The sequence below is a fragment of the Aeromonas sp. ANP5 genome, assembly GCF_963870295.1.
In the GTDB taxonomy this organism is placed as follows: domain Bacteria; phylum Pseudomonadota; class Gammaproteobacteria; order Enterobacterales; family Aeromonadaceae; genus Aeromonas; species Aeromonas veronii.
This window is the reverse complement of the sequence record NZ_CAWMRY010000012.1, coordinates 30,451-46,050: the sequence shown is the minus strand read 5'-3', so window position 1 is coordinate 46,050 and position 15,600 is coordinate 30,451. Positions and strand designations below refer to the sequence as shown.

The 15,600-nt window shown below is 61.9% G+C and carries 15 protein-coding genes and 1 tRNA gene; 1 reads left to right on the top strand and 15 read right to left on the bottom strand.

The genetic code is table 11. The features are described 5' to 3' along the window. Window positions 1-305 precede the first annotated feature (305 nt). The gene (hypB, locus tag AACT07_RS09095) at window positions 306-1,148 is read right to left on the bottom strand and encodes a hydrogenase nickel incorporation protein HypB (protein ID WP_216093286.1); all 843 of its coding nucleotides are present in this window, start codon (window positions 1,146-1,148) and stop codon (window positions 306-308) included. Between hypB and AACT07_RS09090 the strand changes: the two genes are divergently transcribed. Next, entirely contained in the window at window positions 1,035-1,409 is a 375-nt protein-coding gene (locus tag AACT07_RS09090; protein ID WP_339373778.1) for a hypothetical protein, read from the top strand. The genes hypB and AACT07_RS09090 overlap by 114 nt on opposite strands. Here the strand turns inward: AACT07_RS09090 and hypA are convergent. The 14 genes from hypA to AACT07_RS09020 form a co-directional block, all read right to left on the bottom strand. After that, window positions 1,387-1,728, bottom strand: coding sequence for a hydrogenase maturation nickel metallochaperone HypA (gene hypA / locus AACT07_RS09085; RefSeq protein WP_024944968.1), 342 nt, complete (start codon window positions 1,726-1,728; stop codon window positions 1,387-1,389). The genes AACT07_RS09090 and hypA overlap by 23 nt on opposite strands. A gap of 69 nt (window positions 1,729-1,797) precedes the next feature. After that, window positions 1,798-2,802, bottom strand: a complete 1,005-nt coding sequence (hypE, locus tag AACT07_RS09080) for a hydrogenase expression/formation protein HypE (RefSeq protein WP_069527330.1) — start codon at window positions 2,800-2,802, stop codon at window positions 1,798-1,800. After that, entirely contained in the window at window positions 2,799-3,911 is a 1,113-nt protein-coding gene (gene hypD, locus AACT07_RS09075; protein WP_069527329.1) for a hydrogenase formation protein HypD, read from the bottom strand. The genes hypE and hypD overlap by 4 nt, the downstream gene beginning before the upstream one ends. After that, entirely contained in the window at window positions 3,905-4,156 is a 252-nt protein-coding gene (locus AACT07_RS09070; protein ID WP_033115859.1) for a HypC/HybG/HupF family hydrogenase formation chaperone, read from the bottom strand. Before AACT07_RS09070 ends, hypD begins: the two co-directional genes overlap by 7 nt. A gap of 5 nt (window positions 4,157-4,161) precedes the next feature. Next, window positions 4,162-6,600, bottom strand: a complete 2,439-nt coding sequence (gene hypF / locus AACT07_RS09065) for a carbamoyltransferase HypF (protein WP_069527328.1) — start codon at window positions 6,598-6,600, stop codon at window positions 4,162-4,164. Next, complete coding sequence (selB, locus tag AACT07_RS09060; protein WP_069527327.1) at window positions 6,597-8,480, bottom strand: selenocysteine-specific translation elongation factor; 1,884 nt, start codon at window positions 8,478-8,480, stop codon at window positions 6,597-6,599. Before selB ends, hypF begins: the two co-directional genes overlap by 4 nt. A gap of 4 nt (window positions 8,481-8,484) precedes the next feature. Further along, window positions 8,485-9,948, bottom strand: coding sequence for an L-seryl-tRNA(Sec) selenium transferase (selA, locus tag AACT07_RS09055; RefSeq protein ID WP_069527326.1), 1,464 nt, complete (start codon window positions 9,946-9,948; stop codon window positions 8,485-8,487). 314 nt (window positions 9,949-10,262) lie between these two features. Next, window positions 10,263-10,354: transfer RNA gene (locus AACT07_RS09050), tRNA-Sec, on the bottom strand. A 213-nt stretch (window positions 10,355-10,567) separates the two neighbouring features. Continuing rightward, a complete protein-coding gene (gene hycI / locus AACT07_RS09045; RefSeq protein WP_069527324.1) occupies window positions 10,568-11,059 on the bottom strand; it encodes a hydrogenase maturation peptidase HycI in 492 nt (163 codons plus the stop codon). Continuing rightward, on the bottom strand, window positions 11,059-11,472 hold the full coding sequence (locus AACT07_RS09040; protein WP_069527323.1) for a formate hydrogenlyase maturation HycH family protein: 414 nt from the start codon (window positions 11,470-11,472) through the stop codon (window positions 11,059-11,061). Before AACT07_RS09040 ends, hycI begins: the two co-directional genes overlap by 1 nt. After that, the gene (locus AACT07_RS09035; protein WP_005333324.1) at window positions 11,465-12,280 is read right to left on the bottom strand and encodes an NADH-quinone oxidoreductase subunit B family protein; all 816 of its coding nucleotides are present in this window, start codon (window positions 12,278-12,280) and stop codon (window positions 11,465-11,467) included. The genes AACT07_RS09040 and AACT07_RS09035 overlap by 8 nt, the downstream gene beginning before the upstream one ends. Further along, window positions 12,280-12,837, bottom strand: coding sequence for a formate hydrogenlyase complex iron-sulfur subunit (locus tag AACT07_RS09030; RefSeq protein ID WP_069527321.1), 558 nt, complete (start codon window positions 12,835-12,837; stop codon window positions 12,280-12,282). Before AACT07_RS09030 ends, AACT07_RS09035 begins: the two co-directional genes overlap by 1 nt. A gap of 9 nt (window positions 12,838-12,846) precedes the next feature. Beyond that, on the bottom strand, window positions 12,847-14,565 hold the full coding sequence (locus tag AACT07_RS09025) for a hydrogenase large subunit (RefSeq protein WP_069527320.1): 1,719 nt from the start codon (window positions 14,563-14,565) through the stop codon (window positions 12,847-12,849). Window positions 14,566-14,645: 80 nt separating this feature from the next. Further along, on the bottom strand, window positions 14,646-15,599 hold the full coding sequence (locus tag AACT07_RS09020; RefSeq protein ID WP_069527319.1) for a respiratory chain complex I subunit 1 family protein: 954 nt from the start codon (window positions 15,597-15,599) through the stop codon (window positions 14,646-14,648). Window position 15,600 lies beyond the last annotated feature (1 nt).

Here is a 15,600-nt window from a genome sequence, read left to right as displayed (position 1 = left end):
CCATCTCACCACGCTCAGGGTTTAGGGTTTGGAAAATCTTGGGGTTTGAAAATATGGCTGGTTGTTATACTCGAAGCCGCCCCCTGAGGCGTTTGAGGGAGTCGTATAGTTGCAGCATGCTGTCGGTATTCACAAACCGATTCCCTCTCCCTGGGGAGAGGGCCAGGGTGAGGGGATGCGAGTATGAAACGCTGGCCATTCTGTACAGAGAGAATCGTTGGCAAAGCGCGCAGATAAAAGAGAGGGAGGCATCAGCCTCCCTCTCTTGTTTTCTACCGTTATCAGCGACGTTTAACCGGTTGATTTCAAGCACTGGCCAGCCAGTTCAGCCAGGTATCCATCCCTTCGCCTGTGGTGGCGCTGACCTGGATCACCTGAATATAGGGGTTGACCCGTTTGGCGTTCTCGATGCAGCGGGCCACGTCAAAGCTGACGTATGGCAGCAGATCGATCTTGTTGATCACCATCAGCTGGGCGGCGGCGAACATGTCCGGGTATTTCAGCGGCTTCTCTTCCCCCTCGGTGACAGAGAGGATCGCCACCTTGTACTTCTCGCCGAGATCGAAGCTGGCGGGGCAGACCAGATTGCCGACGTTCTCTATAAAGAGGATGCCCCCTTGATTGGCGGGCAGCTGGTGGCAGGCGTCGTGAACCATTTTGGCATCCAGATGGCAGCCCTTGCCGGTGTTGATCTGCACAGCAGGGACACCGGTGGCACGGATGCGATCCGCATCTCTGCTTGTCTGCTGATCCCCTTCGATCACGGCGCAAGGGCGCTTGTCAGCCAGCTGGCGCAAGGTTTCGCACAGCAAGGTGGTTTTGCCTGAACCCGGGCTAGATACCAGATTGAGCACCAGCTGGTCGGCAGCTGTGAAGTGCTCGCGGTTGTGGGCGGCCAGCGCGTTGTTCTTGGCCAGCACATCCATCTCGATGGCGATCAGCTGGCGCTGCCCCATACCGGGGACCGACAATCCCGCTTCCCCTTTGCCGTAGTGCAGATCACCCTGCTGGTGGTCATGGTCATGGCTGTGATCATGGGGATGCGCGTGGGAATGGCCGTGGTCATGAGAGTGGACATGATCATGATGATGGTCGTGGGGGTGATCATGGTGGTGCTCATGGGGGTGATCATGCCCCTCATGGCTTATGGGAGCTCGCACCCCGTGGTAGTGGTGATGGACATCCCCCTGATGGTGATAGTGGTGGTGAATGATCAGGGTGCGCGGCGCACTCTGCTCGTGATCATGATGGTGATGGGCGTCATGACCATGATGGTGGTCGTGCTCATGACCATGTTCATGGTGATGTTCATGTTCGTGATGATGCTCATGATCGTGCTCATGGCCGGCGATCCGCGCCTGGCCGCATCCGCATACGCTACACATATCAACTTACCTCGATGTCGGTGATGCGCAGGCTATCACCCTGCGCGACTCGTAATTTGTATCCGCCACACTCGGGACAGGCCTGCCCGCGTTCGGTGAGGGTGACCGTCTGGTTGCAGTCATAACACCAGGCCTCTGCCGCCTGGTGCTGAAAGTGCAGTTGGGCCCCCTCGACGGCGGTGCCCTTGGCGGCCGCCTCGAAACAGAAGGCAATGGTGTCCGGGTCGACGCAGGAGAAGCTGCCGACCTCGAGCCAGAGGGCGGTCACCTTGGTAAAGCCCCGCTGGGTGGCCTGTTCAGCCGCCAGATCGATGGCGGCCATGGCCAGAGACATTTCGTGCATGGTGGCTCCTTAACCGATATGGGGAGGAGCAGTGACTCCTCCCTGTAAATGACGGAACGGCATGGCTGCTCAACAGATACGCGGCAGCAGCTCCCCCTGCGGCAGCTCCAGATAACGGCGGCTGCCCCAGGGGTTGTTGAGGATCACCTTGTGGCGATCGCTCGCCTGCACCACGCCGATCTGGCTTGCGGCGGAGTTGAATTGCCGCAAGATGCCCAGCGCGTCCTGCGCCTGCTCGGCAGGCAGGGCCAGCACCATGGTTCCCTCGTTGGCGAGATCATGGGGCTCGAAACCGTAGAGCTCGCACAGGCCGCGCACCGGATCGCACACCGGAATGGCGGACTCCTCCAGCTCGATGGCAACGCCGGAGGCGCTGCTCCACTCGTTGAGCACGGCGGCAAGGCCACCGCGGGTGGCATCGCGCAGGGCGTGAGGGGTAATCCCCGCTTTTAGCAGCGCTTCTACCTGCGGCCAGAGGGTGGTGCAGTCGCTCTTGAGATCGGAGCCCAGTTGCAGGGCGTCACGGGCCATCAGGATGCAGGCGCCGTGGCTGCCGATATCCCGCGACACAAGAATGGTGTCACCGGCTTTGAGGTTGCGTACCGAGATGCCCCGGCTCTGCTCAGGCCGCGGAAAGGTGCCGACCCCGCTGGTGTTGATAAAGATCTTGTCGGCCGCCCCCTTGGGCACCACCTTGGTGTCACCGCAGACGATGCGGGCACCGCTCTTGGCAAGTTCGGCCGCCATCGACTCGACGATGCGGGCGAGATCGGCGTAGGGGAAGCCTTCCTCGATGATAAAGCTGCAGCTCAGATACTCGGGCTTGGCCCCCATCATGGCGAGATCGTTGACCGTACCGGCGATGGCCAGCTTGCCGATATCGCCCCCCTCGAAGAAGAGCGGCGAGACGGTAAAGCTGTCGGTGGTGAAGGCGACGGGGCCGTTTACCGGCAGCAGGGCGGCATCTTCACCGCGCAGCAGGATCTCGTTGCCAAAGTGGCGAAAGAAGAGCTGATTGATCAGCTGGTTCATCTCCACACCGCCGCCGCCGTGGCTTAACTGAATTTCTCTCATTGGATCCCCATATATCGGTAGTAGGCATTGCAGGTCCCTTCGGAGCTGACCATGCAGCTGCCCATGGGCTGGGTCGGGGTGCAGCCCCGGCCAAAGACTTTGCACTGGTTCGGTTTGGCCAGGCCGCGCAGGATATCGGCGCACTGGCACGCCTTGTGGTCATCGATGGGAGTCTGAGCAAGCTGGAAGTAGCGCTCCGCATCGCGTTTGGCAAAGGCATCGCGCAGGCGCAGGGCGGAGGCGTTGATATCCCCCAGACCTCGCCAGCGAAAGTGCTCGCGGGTCTCGAAAAAGCGCTCGACCAGCCGCTGGGCGGCTTTATTGCCACTGGCGGTGACGGCGCGGCTGTACTGCACCTCCAGCGCGTAGCGACCCTCCACCTTCTGGCGCACCATCATCAAGATCGCCTCCATCACATCCACCGGCTCGAAGCCGCTCACCACCACAGGCACCTGATAGCGATCGACGATGGGCAGGTAGATATCGGCGCCGGTGATGACGCTGACGTGGGAGGGGCCGATGAAGGCGTTCACCTTGGCCACCCCGTCGGCCATCACCGCGTGAATGGCGGGGGGCACCAGCACATGGTTGATATGAAACAGCAGGTTCTCAATCCCCTCAGCTTCAGCGGCAGCCAGCAAGGCGGCCGTCATGGGGGTAGAGGTCTCGAAACCGATGGCGAAGAAGACCACGGTTTTCTCCGGATTCTCTTTGGCGATGCGCAGGGCATCGAGGGGGTCATAGACCGGGCGGATATCGCTCCCCTTGGCCCGTTGCTGGGCCAGCGTGCCTTTGGAGCCCGGTACCCGGATCATGTCCCCCAACGTCACCAGAATGACGTTGGGCTGGCTAGCCAACTCGATGGCCTGATCGATGCGCTCTTTTGGCATGATGCAAACCGGGCAGCCGGGGCCGTGGACAAACTCGATGCTGGCCGGCAGCAGCTGGTGCAGGCCGTACTTCATGATGGTGTGGGTATGGCCGCCGCACACCTCCATCACCCGCAGTGGTTCGGGCAGATCTTTGGCCAGTTCTGTAATTTGGGCGGCGAGGGCGCGGATCACTTCGGGCTGGCGAAAGCCCTGGAACAGGTCATTCAAGGTCAGCATGGCAAGATATCCTGTTTGGGCATCAGGGCCACCATCTGGCGGAAGCTCTCGAGGCTGGCCTGCGCCTCCGCTTCGTCAATCTTGCTCATCACAAAGCCGATATGGAGCAGCACATAGTCGCCCACCTGGAGGGGCTCCTCGAGCAGCATGCAGCTGACGCGCCGCTGCACCCCCAGGGTATCGACGGTGACGCAGTTATCTTCGGGGTGCAACTGCACCACCTGAGAGGGGATGGATAGACACATGGATTTCAGGACTCCGACAAGGTGGCACAACCGGTTGTGACAGGGTGGTGCGTGGCAAGATGGTGGATGGCAAACCAGAGCTGACCGGCGGCGATGCCACCGTCATTGAGTGGCAGGGTTTCGCTGGCCAATACCTGCCGGCCGGCTGCTTCGAGCGCGTGCACCAACTGGTCCATCAGCACCCGGTTTTGAAAGACGCCGCCCCCGAGTGCCACCGGATAGCCGGGGAAGCGCTCGGCCAGGGTAACAACCAGATTGCTGATGGCGCGGATAAAGCCGGCGGCCAGGCTAGCGGTGGAGGTGCCTTTTCTCTGCTCGCTGATAAGGGTATTGATGAGCTCTGCCCACTCGATCTGCAGTGGCCCCTCTGTTGATTGGCTGAGATCAAAGGCGAGGGGGAAGGGTTGTTCGTCGGGGGTGAGCTGCAAGGCGGTCGCTTCCAGCAGGAGCCCGGCTTCGCCCTCGTAATCCGGGGTGTCGATCAGCCCCAGCAGCGCCGCCACCGCATCGAACAGCCGACCGATGGAGCTGGTGTAGGGGGTGTTGCGACCCAGCTGCCAGAGCTGGTGCAGATTGCTGATCCGCTCAGCGGGCAGTTGCTTGATCAAAGGAATATCGAGGGCGCTGATCTGCTCAGGGCTGTGCGATTCAAACAGCAGCCCCAGCAGCTGGCGCACCGGCTCGCGGATGGCCGCCTCGCCGCCGATCAGCTTGAAGGGTTTGAGGTGGGCAACCCGCTCAAATCCCTGAACATCGGCCAGCAGCAGCTCGCCGCCCCAGAGGGTGCCGTCATCCCCAAGGCCGGTGCCGTCAAAGGCAACACCCAGCACCGGGCCTGTGATGTCGTGCTCGGCCATCACCCCCAGCAGGTGGGCGTGATGGTGCTGCACCTCGAGATGGGTTGCACCCTGATCGTGGCAATAGCGTTTGGCCCACTGATGGCTGAGGTAGCCCGGGTGGCGATCCGAGACCAGCAGTTCTGGCTTGAGATCGTAGAGTTCGCGAAAGGTGGCCAGGGTCTGCTCGAAGTGCTCCTGCATCGGCAGGCTGTGCAGATCACCGATATAGGGGCTGTAGATGCGCTGGCGGCCGAAGGCGAGCGCCAGCTGGTTCTTCTGCTGCGCTCCGACTGCCAAGAGCGGCGCCTTGACCGCCTCTTGCAGGCTGGGGGTGCAGGGGGCATAGCCCCGGGCCAGCCGCAACGTCTGGCGCCGCCCGCCTGCCCACTGCACCAGACTGTCGTCGCACGGGTGCAGGATGGGGCGGTTGTGATCCAGGATGCCGTCAATATCGCGGCCGAGTTCCCTGACCACCGCCTCGCACTCGATAAGGATTGGGCTGCCGCGACCATTGGCGCTGGTGGCCACCAGCGGCATGGCGCAGGCATCCAGCAGTAGCTGGTGCAGCGGGGTATAGGGGAGCATGACCCCAAGGTAGGGGATGCCGGGGGCGATCCCCTCGGCCAGCGGCGCAGTTGTCAGTTGGGATTCTGACGGCCGATCATCTTTTTTGCGCTTGCGCAGCAAGGTGATGGGTCTGGCCTGAGAGGAGAGCAGCTTCCACTCGTCTTCGCAGCCAGTGACATGCAGTTTGGCCTCGGCAAGGGAGCCCATCATCACCGCCAGCGGTTTGCGCGCGCGCCGTTTGAGCATTCGTAATCTGGCAACACTCTGTTCATTGCGGGCATCACATATCAGGTGATAACCCCCCATCCCCTTGACCGCAATCAGCGCCCCCGCCTGCAGGGCGCTGGCAGCGGCCTGCAGGGCATCCTCGCGCTCGGCCAGGGCATCGCCGAGGCCGCTGCGCCAGGTCAGATGCGGCCCGCACTCGGGGCAGCTCACCGGCTGGGCATGGTAACGTCTGTCCAGCGGGTTTTCATAGGCCGCAGAGCAGTGCGGGCACATGGCAAAGCCTGCCATGGCGGTATGGGGTCTGTCGTAGGGGAGGCGGCGGATGATGGTGTAGCGTGGGCCGCAGTGGGTGCAGTTGGTAAAGGGGTAGTTGTGGTGGCGATCGTTGGGATTGGCCACATCCGTGGCGCACGCTTCGCACATCCCCTGATCCGGCGAGATGGCGACCGTGGCCGCGCTCTGCTGCTGGCTCGCTTTAATTCGAAACTGGCCATGAAATTGGCCATCGAAGTCGGGATCATGAGCAAGGGGCAGTTCCCGCTCGCTGAAATGATCGATGCGGCTAAGCGGCGGCGCCAGTTCCCGCAGTTCGCGGGCAAAGCTGGCGAGCTGCTCGGGCGATCCTTCGGCGCCAATGGTGACGCCGTTGGCATCGTTCAACACATAGCCGGCAAGGCCGTGGCGCAGTGCCAGCCCATAGACGAAGGGGCGAAAGCCCACCCCCTGCACGATGCCGTCGATATGAAATTCGCGGCGCAGCCGGTTGGTCACAGGATTGGCAGAGCCAGAGGGTGCGGTGGCAGTGCTCATGCCGGCTCCATCTCATCTTGAGTCTGCGGCAAACGCAGCACCCGGCGCTCGTTCTCCTCGCGCCGCACCCAGCCATCCATCTCCATGCGCAGGCAGAACGGAATGGCGTATTTACGCGACAAGCCGGTGATCTCCTTGAGGGATGCCATGTCGATCAGATCTCCCACCTGCTGGCCCGCCAGCACGGCGGCGACCATCTGGTTGTAAAGGGCGGCGTCGTAGTAGATGGGGCCATCGAGCTGCACCAGATACTTGAGTCGCGCCAGGTTGCTCAGCTGCTTTTGCAACGCGCCTTTTTGCTGCAAGCCCTGCTGCAGAACCGCGGGCAGCTTGCGGGTGATAAAGGGATCCAGCTCAACGCCGCCGGGGCCCAGTTTACCGGGCTCGTAACCCTCCTTGCCTTGATCTCGCACCACCTTGAGCACCAGCTGCGCCTCTTCCCCCAGATCATCTTCCGACTCGCCGCTGCCCGGTTGCCACTTGTCATGGTGCAGACGGATCAGCTGTTCGCTCTTGAGCTGCTGGAGCAGGGCCTGAGTGACCGGTAGGGCGATGCCAAAGCGGGTTGCCAGCTCGGCGGCACTCAACGGTTCGCTGGCCAATGTAGCGAGCAGCTGATCACGGCTCTGAGCCAGCCAGTGGTTGTCCAGCAGCCACTCACCGAGGGGAGTGACCTGTTCGGGCAGCTGGTCAAAGCGGCTGGCCAGCACATAGCCATTGAGGCCCAGCTGCAAGGCTGCGGGGTTGTAGTGCTCCAAGTCATCAGGCAGCTCGCCCAGCAGGGTGTGCAGCGCCTTGCGTTTGTCGGGGTGGATGTCTCCGCACCAGACGATGCGGGCGCCGTGCAGCAGTTCGCTGCTGCCGTGACGAATGATGGCAAGCGGCTGGCCAAAGAAGCAGGGGATGGGGCTGGCAAAGATCAGCCGCGCCAGCCGGGTCTCTTTTATTGGTACAAAGCGCGCACGGCCATGCCAGCTGCCGAGGGCCACTTCGACCTCGCGGTTGCGCTGTTCCCGGATGCTGCCGCCGACCTCGCAGAGCCGCACGATAAGGTGGGTTGCCGCCTCGCACTGGCCAGCGGCGCTGGTAAGGCAGTGGCCGCGGGCCACCTCCTTGTGAGGCACTTTTTTAAGGCCCACCGCTACCCGGCAGACGGCGCCAATCTCGTCGACGCTCTGGTGATAGGCCTGCAGGGAGCGCACCTGCACTTCCCGATCGGCAGGGTAGAGGCGCAGCTTGTCCCCCACCTTGAGGCAGCCCTGCTGCAAGGTGCCGGTGAGCACGGTGCCGGTGCCGTTGGCGGTAAAGACACGATCAACATAGAGGCGCGGTGCGCCCTGTTCGCGAGCCGCTTGTGAGGCTGGCAGATTGGCAAGCTGGCGCACGATGGCGGTGTGCAGGGCAGCCATATTCTCACCGGTTTTAGCGCTGACGCTGACGATATCGGGCACCATGCCACTCTCGTCCATCACCCGCTCCAGCAGGCTCTCTTCCAACAGTAAAAGCTCGTCGGGGGAGACCAGATCGCACTTGTTGATGCAGACCAGCAGGCGCGGCACCCCCATCGCCTTGAGCAGGCGCAGGTGATCGCCGGTCATCGGCATCCACCCCTCGTCGGCGGCAATCACCAGCAGCACCAGATCCAGACTCCAGAGCCCCGCCACCATATTGCGGATATAGCGCTCGTGGCCGGGCACGTCGATGACGCCTATGGTGTTGCCCTGACCGTCGTCGAAGTGGGCAAAGCCGAGATCCTGGGTCATGCCGATGGCCTGCTCATGGGCACGGGCCGTGGTGATGCCGGTGAGGGCCTTGATAAGCTGGGTCTTGCCGTGATCCACGTGGCCGGCAAGACCGATAACGGCGCGATAGGGGGGCATGGGATCAGGGCTCCTCGGTCGCATTTGTTGCATTGAACGGGGTGGGCAGCAGCAACTCCCTGAGTTGGGCGATCAACAGCGCCATCTCCGTTGGCAGCAGGGTGGCCATATTAAGCAGCACCTTCTGCTGGCGCACGGTGGCGATGACCGGCACCGGCAGGTCGCGCAGCGCATCGAGCAACTGCTGGGCCGGGCGTGGATCGGTGCACTCCAGCGCCGGTGCAGGGTAGAACTCGTCCGGCAGGGTGCCGCCGCCCACCACCAGCTGGGCGGGGACCGGCACAAAACAGCCGGGCAGGGCGGCCATCAGCTGATTGGCCCGCGCCTCCATGGCGGCCGGGTTGCTCAGGGTGCGCTGAGCAATCCCTTCGCCGATGGGGGACTTGTTGAGCTTGTGGACGAGCAGGCGTTCCAGCAGGGAGTAGACGATGCGGCTCGGGCGGAAGGTGCGCATCATGGGGTGTTTTTCCAGCCGCTTGATAAGGTCGCTGCGGCCGCTGATGATGCCCGATTGCGGGCCCCCCAAGAGTTTGTCGCCTGAGTAGCAGACCAGATCCGCCCCCGCCTTGATGTACTGGCGCACCGAGGTTTCATCCGGCGCAAACTCTTCGGTGGTCAATCCCGAGCCCTGATCCACCGCCAGCACTACATGATCGGGCAGGGAGCGGGCCACCTCGCCGATATCGGGGGACTCGGTAAAGCCGCGAATGGCGAAATTGGATCTGTGCACCATCAGCACCAGCTCGGTCTGATCGGTGATGGCATCGAGGTAATCTTTGGCGGTAGTGATATTGGTGGTGCCCACCTCCACCAGTTTGGCGCCGGAGAGGGCCAGAATATCGGGAATGCGAAAGCCGCCGCCAATCTGGATCTGCTCGCCGCGGGAGACGATCACCTCGCGCCCCTTGGCCACCTCCTGCAGCAGCAAAAAGAGCGAAGCGGCGTTGTTGTTGACTACCAGCGAATCCTCGGCCTGGGTGAGGCAACGGAGCAGGGGAGCGATCAGCCCCTTGCGCCCGCCGCGCTTGCCAGTGGCAAGATCCAGCTCCAGATTGTTGTAGCCGGTGTTGAGGTCACGCACCTCGTCCCACAGCTCGTGACTTAATGGTGAGCGCCCCAGATTGGTATGCACCAGGGTGCCGGTGGCGTTGATCACCCGGGTTTGACGCTGGCGCAACTGCTGTTGGCAGCGTTTGGCAATCAGCGCCTCGATCTGCTCGGGGGCGACGCCATGCTGGCGAAAATCTTCGCTCTGGCGCAGCTCGCTCAGGGTGTCGCGCACCGCCTGAGTCACCAGTGGGCGGCTCAGCGCCTCGATAAATCCGGCGAGAAAGGGTTGCTGCAGCAGCTGTTCCACTTGGGGCAGACGGCGGGTTTGTTGCTGTGAATCTGGCTGTGAATCGTCGGCAGCCGTACCTGATGCGGGCTGGCGATGGGGGATGGCTGGCGCGTGAGACGAGTTCGGCATGGGATTACCAGTGCAGTGCGTGGGTTCGGGATGCGCACCGGTTTGCCGATAGAGAGGCCGAGCTGACGGGTTATGGCAGTGCTGGCGATTTGCGGATGAGTGCAAACTGGGTGCATCAATGAGCGGGTATAAATTAATGCTGCATCGATGCTGATAAATTAATTTTTGGCCAGCGAGATAACCTGAGTTCGGATTATATTGGCAAGCGGCAAGCACCTTTTTTAAGGTATTACTTCAAACATATTGAACAAACAATGGAAATAACATTCAGGCCGAAAAATTCAGCGGGAGAGTATTTGTTCAATAGATAAATTTGGCGGAAGAGGCAGGAATCGAACCTGCCAAAGCCTTCTCGGCTCACATCGGTTTTGAAGACCGAGGAGGCCACCAGACCCCATCAACTTCCGTAACGGTCGCCATTTTGTGGCAAATTTCTGTGACTGGCAACGCTTTTTTTGTCATAAAAAATCGAGAGTTAGCGATTTTTTGAAAAAATCAAAGAACCTTGTTTTATATCAAGTTCAGCACAATTAGCCCGATGCTTTTAATTTAACATCGGGCCTCGATCACATTGCCGGAACCGTAGGTCAATAACGGTCGTTAACAACTCGATAAATAATCACCTCTTGGAATTGTCAATATTCCACTGCTCCAGTTTCTCTATTAACAAGTCGGTATCTTTGGCGGCATCAAGGTGCTGATAAAGATAATCCATCGCCTCGCTCACCATCTCGGTCATCGGGAAAGAGAACGCCACGATGGCCGGTTGTACCCCGACAAAGATCACCTCGGGGACAAAGGTCTTGAGCTCGTCGATCAGGAAATTGAGCGGCATATTGTGGGTCGAGAAGATAAACATCTCGGCGATGGTCTCGGGGGGGATCACCTGCAGGGTTCCCGCCTTCTCGCCGATCTCGGCGGCATCCACCAGCACCACCCGCTCCGGTAGCAGCTCCCGCACCTTGTAGACCACATTTTCCGGCGCGATGCCGCCGTCGATATGGATCCAGCCGGGCAGGGGGGCGGCTTGCAGTTTGTCGGCAAGATAGGGGCCGGCACCGTCGTCCCCCATCATGGCATTGCCCACGGTCAACACGAGATTGCAGCCCATCAGCGGCTCCTTACCATCAGGTACATATGGGGGTCGTTAAAGAGGGCGGTGAGCTGATCCATAAAGGTGTTGGTCCAGCCCAGCTCCTGCTCATCGAGCACGCCTTCGGCTTTGCGCAGTCGGTCGAAGGCGCAGGCCAGCATATGGCAGTGCTCGCGATAGATGGTGATCTCGCCAAAGGTGAGAAACCCCTCCATCTTGCGGCGCGCTTCGCTCCCCTCTGGCAGCTTGGCTACCCAGTCGCGATAACCGGTCAGCGAGCAGACCAGGTCTGCTCGCAGGCAATCGACAATGCCGAGGTGGTGGCCGATGGCGAGGCCGTAGTACATCACCTCTTTGGCTTCCTCGGGGACGTTGAACTGCTCGTCGACGAACTTGCGCGAGAGGCGGTAGAAAAAAACCTCGTCAGCCATGCACCGCCTCTCCCTTGCCGGCAGCCCGGTTGAGGCAGGCGTTTGCGAGGTTGTTGACGATCTCCGAGAGGCGCGGATCGTCGTGCTGATCGAGGTAGCTCTGGATGCGCAGATCCACATCCTGCTGGGTTGCCCCTTCGAGCAGGGCCATAAACTCGTCGGCGATGATCCGCCCCTGCCGGTAACCGGCCATGCGGCGCGCCTCGCGTTCGATCATCACCCGGATTTCGTTGGGGATGCCGGTGTGGCGTAGTTCGACCCGCTCACCCGGTTGCACCTCGTGGCTGGTGGCTTTGAGTTTCTGCTCAAGCAGACCGAGCGCCACCGCAAAGCCGTAGATGGTGGCCGCCGGTGTGGGTGGGCAGCCGGGGATATAGACATCCACCGGCACGATCTTGTCGGTGCCGCCCCATACACAGTAGAGGTCGTGGAAGATGCCACCGTCACAGCCGCAGGCGCCGTAGGCGATGCAGATCTTGGGATCGGGCGCCGCCTCGTAGGCACGCAGGGCCGGCACCCGCATCGCCCGAGTCACCGCGCCGGTAAAGAGCAGGATGTCGGCGTGGCGGGGGGAGGCGACCACCTTGATGCCGAAACGCTCGGCATCGAACAGCGGGGTGATGGTGGCGAAGATCTCGATCTCGCAGGCGTTGCAGCCGCCGCAATCGACCCGGTAGACATAGGCCGAGCGGCGAATGTCCTTGAGCAGGGTCTTCTTGAGTTTGGTGATCTCGGGATCCTGTGCCAGCGGCACGGCGCGGGTATGGGCATGGCCGACAACCGGTTCTATGCCTTTGATCTTGCTCATCACATCCACTCCTTTTGTGCGGCCATCGGTGTGGCTATCGGTGTGATCAGGGCCGAGTCAGGCTGGCTCAGCATGCTCTGTTTTCGTTTGCAGTCGGGGCAGTGGTGCAGTCGCTCCGGGGTGGCCAGCGGCGTGCCCGCCTGCTTTAGGGTGTCCTCCACCAGCGCCACCAGCTTGCTCGGGGCAAAGTAGGTGCCGCAAAGGGTGCAGGGGGCCAGCGCGAAGCGGGCCTCCTCATAGAGATCCGCCTTGTTGGTCACCGCCAGCTCGAACTCGGGGGCGAGGGCGATGGCGCGGGTCGGGCAGACCTCCTCGCAGCGACCGCAGAAGATGCAGCGCGCCATGGAGATCTCCCAGCGCCGTTCGCCGGTCTCCATATCGACTTCCATCACCAGCGCATTGGCCGGGCAGGCCTTGGTGCAGGCGGCGCAGGCGATGCACTGATCCGCCTGATATTTCGGTTTGCCGCGAAAATCCCGGTTCACATCAATAGGGGCGAAGGGGTACTTGGCGGTCGGGGTGCCAGCCTTGAGGATGGTCTTGAACAGCTTGATCATGATGACCCCTTATTTCAGCGGAGAGTTTTTGCGATCGATGCCGTAGCGCTCGATCTCCTTGTAGGAGACCACGGTGGATTTGCCCTTCTTGGGGTCGACCAGGGTGACCCGGTCGGTACAGGAGTAGCAGGGATCCAGACTGCCGATGATGAGCGGCGCGTCCGCCACGGTATTGCCGCGCAGCATGTAGCGCAGAGCTGGCCAGTTGGCGTAGGTGGCGGCGCGGCAGCGCCAGCGGAACAGCTTCTGGTTGTCCCCGGTCATGCTCCAGTGGACGTTCTCGCCGCGGGGCGCTTCGGTAAAGCCCAGCGCAAACTTGCCCGGCTGATAGGTGAAGCCTTCGGTCAACAGCGGCCCTTCCGGCAGGTGCTCCAGGCCGAACTCAATCATGTCGAGGGAGTCGTAGAGCTCGTGGATGCGCACCAGCACCCGGGATTGCACATCGCAACCCGCCTTGGTCTGGATCTCCATCGGCAGCTCGCGGTAACCGGCAAAGTCGTGAACCCGGCGCACGTCACGCTTGAAGCCGCTCGCCCGCACCATGGGACCGACGCAGCTGAAATCGCGAGCAATCTGCGGCTCGAGCTTGCCGATACCGATGAGGCGGGAGGATATGTTGGCGGTATCCAGCAGCATGGCGACCAGGGGTTTGAGCTCATCACGGAGCTCGCGTACCAGCTGGGCACCCTTGATGCGATCTTCCTTGAAGATGTCGCGGCGCACCCCGCCAATCAGGTTGAGGCCATAGGTCTTGCGCGCGCCGGTGAGCAGCTCGGCCAGGGTCATGGATTTTTCCCGCACCCGGAAGAACTGCATGAAGCCGGTGTCGAAACCGGTGAAGTGGCTCGACAGGCCGATGTTGAGGATATGGCTGTGCAGACGCTCCACCTCCAGCAGCACGGCGCGGATCATCTTGGCCCGCTCCGGCACCGGAATACCCATGGCGTTCTCCACCGAGGTGGTGTAGGCGACGCTGTGGGTAAAGCCGCAGATGCCGCAGACCCGGTCGGTCAGGAAGGCCACTTCGTTGTAGCCCATCCGGGTTTCCGCCAGCTTCTCCATGCCGCGATGGACATAGAAGAGGCGGTAGTCGGCATCGATGATGTCTTCGCCATCGACGAACAGTCGGAAGTGGCCCGGTTCATCGGAGGTGATGTGCAGCGGGCCGACCGGCACGATGCGGTTGGCATCACTGCCGAGCTCGTTGACGAAGGGGTAGGTCTCGGTGTCGGTGGTGGGCATCGGGCGCTGGCGGTAATCCATGGCGTCCTTGCGCAGGGGGTGGATATCCTCCGGCCAGTCGTCAGGCAGCACCAGACGGCGTTCGTCCGGCAGGCCGATGGCGCGCAGGCCGTACATGTCGCGGATCTCCCGCTCGCCCCATACCGCCGCCGGAATGGTCGGGGTGATGGAGGGGTACTCCTGGGTATCGGCATCCACCAGCACCTTGACGGTGATCCAGCACTTGGTGTCGCTCTCCATGGAGAAGACGTGGTAGACGGCGAAGTGGCCGTTGAGGCTGCGCTCGTCATTGGCAAAGGAGAGCGGAAGCCAGCCCCCCAGCTGGTGGAAGATCAGGCTGGCAGTTTCGACCAGACTGGTGGGCTTGACGGTGATGGTGGCCTGATCGGCGGTTTGCCACTCCTCGTCGACGATGGCGTGGGGCAGTTGTGCTCGCACCTGCTGGATGTAGTCGCAGCCGATGCGATCCGAAATGGCGATGGTCATGCAGTTCTCACTTTAATGTTCGGGAATGAGCATTCACAAATGATGAAATCGGAAAAAGTTGCTGTGCTGGCGGGCATGATTCAGATCCCGACCAGATAGGCGAGCAGCGCCAGCAGGGCCAGCCCCAACCCGTAGCGGGTGAGCTTGTGGGTGCGCACGAACTGGGTACGGGCCATGGCGTTTTCGATGATGCCGGCCAGCAAAAAGGCCACCAGCAGCTTGCAGGCGAGGATCAGCGCCGCGCCGATGAGCGCAGGCAGACTCCAGTTGGCCGCCTTGCCGAAGGGCAGGAAAATCACCAGAAAGAGCTGCACCACTACCAGCTGCTTGAGGCCGATGGAGAGCTTGAGCAGGGCCAGGCCCGCACCGGAGTACTCGGTGAGCGGCCCTTCTTGCAGCTCCTGCTCGGCTTCGGCGCAGTCAAAGGGCAGCTTGCCCATCTCGACAAACACCGCGAAGGCGCAGGCGGCACCGGCCAGCAGGGTGGCGATGGGCGCGGCCAGTGGCTGGGTCGCCACATAGTTGCTGATGTTGCCCAGATCCGAGCTGCCCACCATCATCGCCATGATGAAGCAGGCGAGCACCAGAATGGGCTCCACCAGAATGCCGAGAGTCAACTCGCGGCGGGCACCGATCCCTGCAAACATGCTGCCGCTGTCGAGCCCCGCCAGCGAAAAGAAGAAGCGGAAGATGGCGAACAGATAGATGTCGGTGATGAGATCTCCGGCGATGGGGAAGGGAGACTCGTGAGTCAGGGTCGGCAGCGCCATCCCCACCAGCAAGAGGGCGGCGATCAGTAGCGCAGGCATCAGGTTGAAGATGATGCCGGCAGGCTCCGGGGTCACCTCCTGACGGCGCAGGAGCTTGGCGATATCCCGGTAATCCTGCAGCAGGCCCGGCCCCTGACGGGAGTGCATCTTGGCCCGCAGCACCCGGTTGAAACCGGTGGCGAGCGGCGCCAGCGCCAGCATGGCGATGGCCTGGGTCAGGGCGAGGGCAACCATGCCCCAGCTCGGCATTTCAAGAACAGGCATA

Excerpts from the sequence above, each read along its gene's own strand:
- AACT07_RS09090 (WP_339373778.1), top strand. The coding sequence starts at position 1,035 with ATGGGGATGCGCGTGGGAATGGCCGTGGTCATGAGAGTGGACATGATC.
- AACT07_RS09070 (WP_033115859.1), bottom strand. The coding sequence starts at position 4,156 with ATGTGTCTATCCATCCCCTCTCAGGTGGTGCAGTTGCACCCCGAAGAT.
- hypE (WP_069527330.1), bottom strand. The coding sequence starts at position 2,802 with ATGAGAGAAATTCAGTTAAGCCACGGCGGCGGCGGTGTGGAGATGAAC.
- hypF (WP_069527328.1), bottom strand. The coding sequence starts at position 6,600 with ATGAGCACTGCCACCGCACCCTCTGGCTCTGCCAATCCTGTGACCAAC.
- AACT07_RS09040 (WP_069527323.1), bottom strand. The coding sequence starts at position 11,472 with ATGGCTGACGAGGTTTTTTTCTACCGCCTCTCGCGCAAGTTCGTCGAC.
- AACT07_RS09030 (WP_069527321.1), bottom strand. The coding sequence starts at position 12,837 with ATGATCAAGCTGTTCAAGACCATCCTCAAGGCTGGCACCCCGACCGCC.
- AACT07_RS09020 (WP_069527319.1), bottom strand. The coding sequence starts at position 15,599 with ATGCCTGTTCTTGAAATGCCGAGCTGGGGCATGGTTGCCCTCGCCCTG.
- selA (WP_069527326.1), bottom strand. The coding sequence starts at position 9,948 with ATGCCGAACTCGTCTCACGCGCCAGCCATCCCCCATCGCCAGCCCGCA.
- selB (WP_069527327.1), bottom strand. The coding sequence starts at position 8,480 with ATGCCCCCCTATCGCGCCGTTATCGGTCTTGCCGGCCACGTGGATCAC.
- hypA (WP_024944968.1), bottom strand. The coding sequence starts at position 1,728 with ATGCACGAAATGTCTCTGGCCATGGCCGCCATCGATCTGGCGGCTGAA.
- hypD (WP_069527329.1), bottom strand. The coding sequence starts at position 3,911 with ATGCTGACCTTGAATGACCTGTTCCAGGGCTTTCGCCAGCCCGAAGTG.
- AACT07_RS09025 (WP_069527320.1), bottom strand. The coding sequence starts at position 14,565 with ATGACCATCGCCATTTCGGATCGCATCGGCTGCGACTACATCCAGCAG.
- hycI (WP_069527324.1), bottom strand. The coding sequence starts at position 11,059 with ATGGGCTGCAATCTCGTGTTGACCGTGGGCAATGCCATGATGGGGGAC.
- AACT07_RS09035 (WP_005333324.1), bottom strand. The coding sequence starts at position 12,280 with ATGAGCAAGATCAAAGGCATAGAACCGGTTGTCGGCCATGCCCATACC.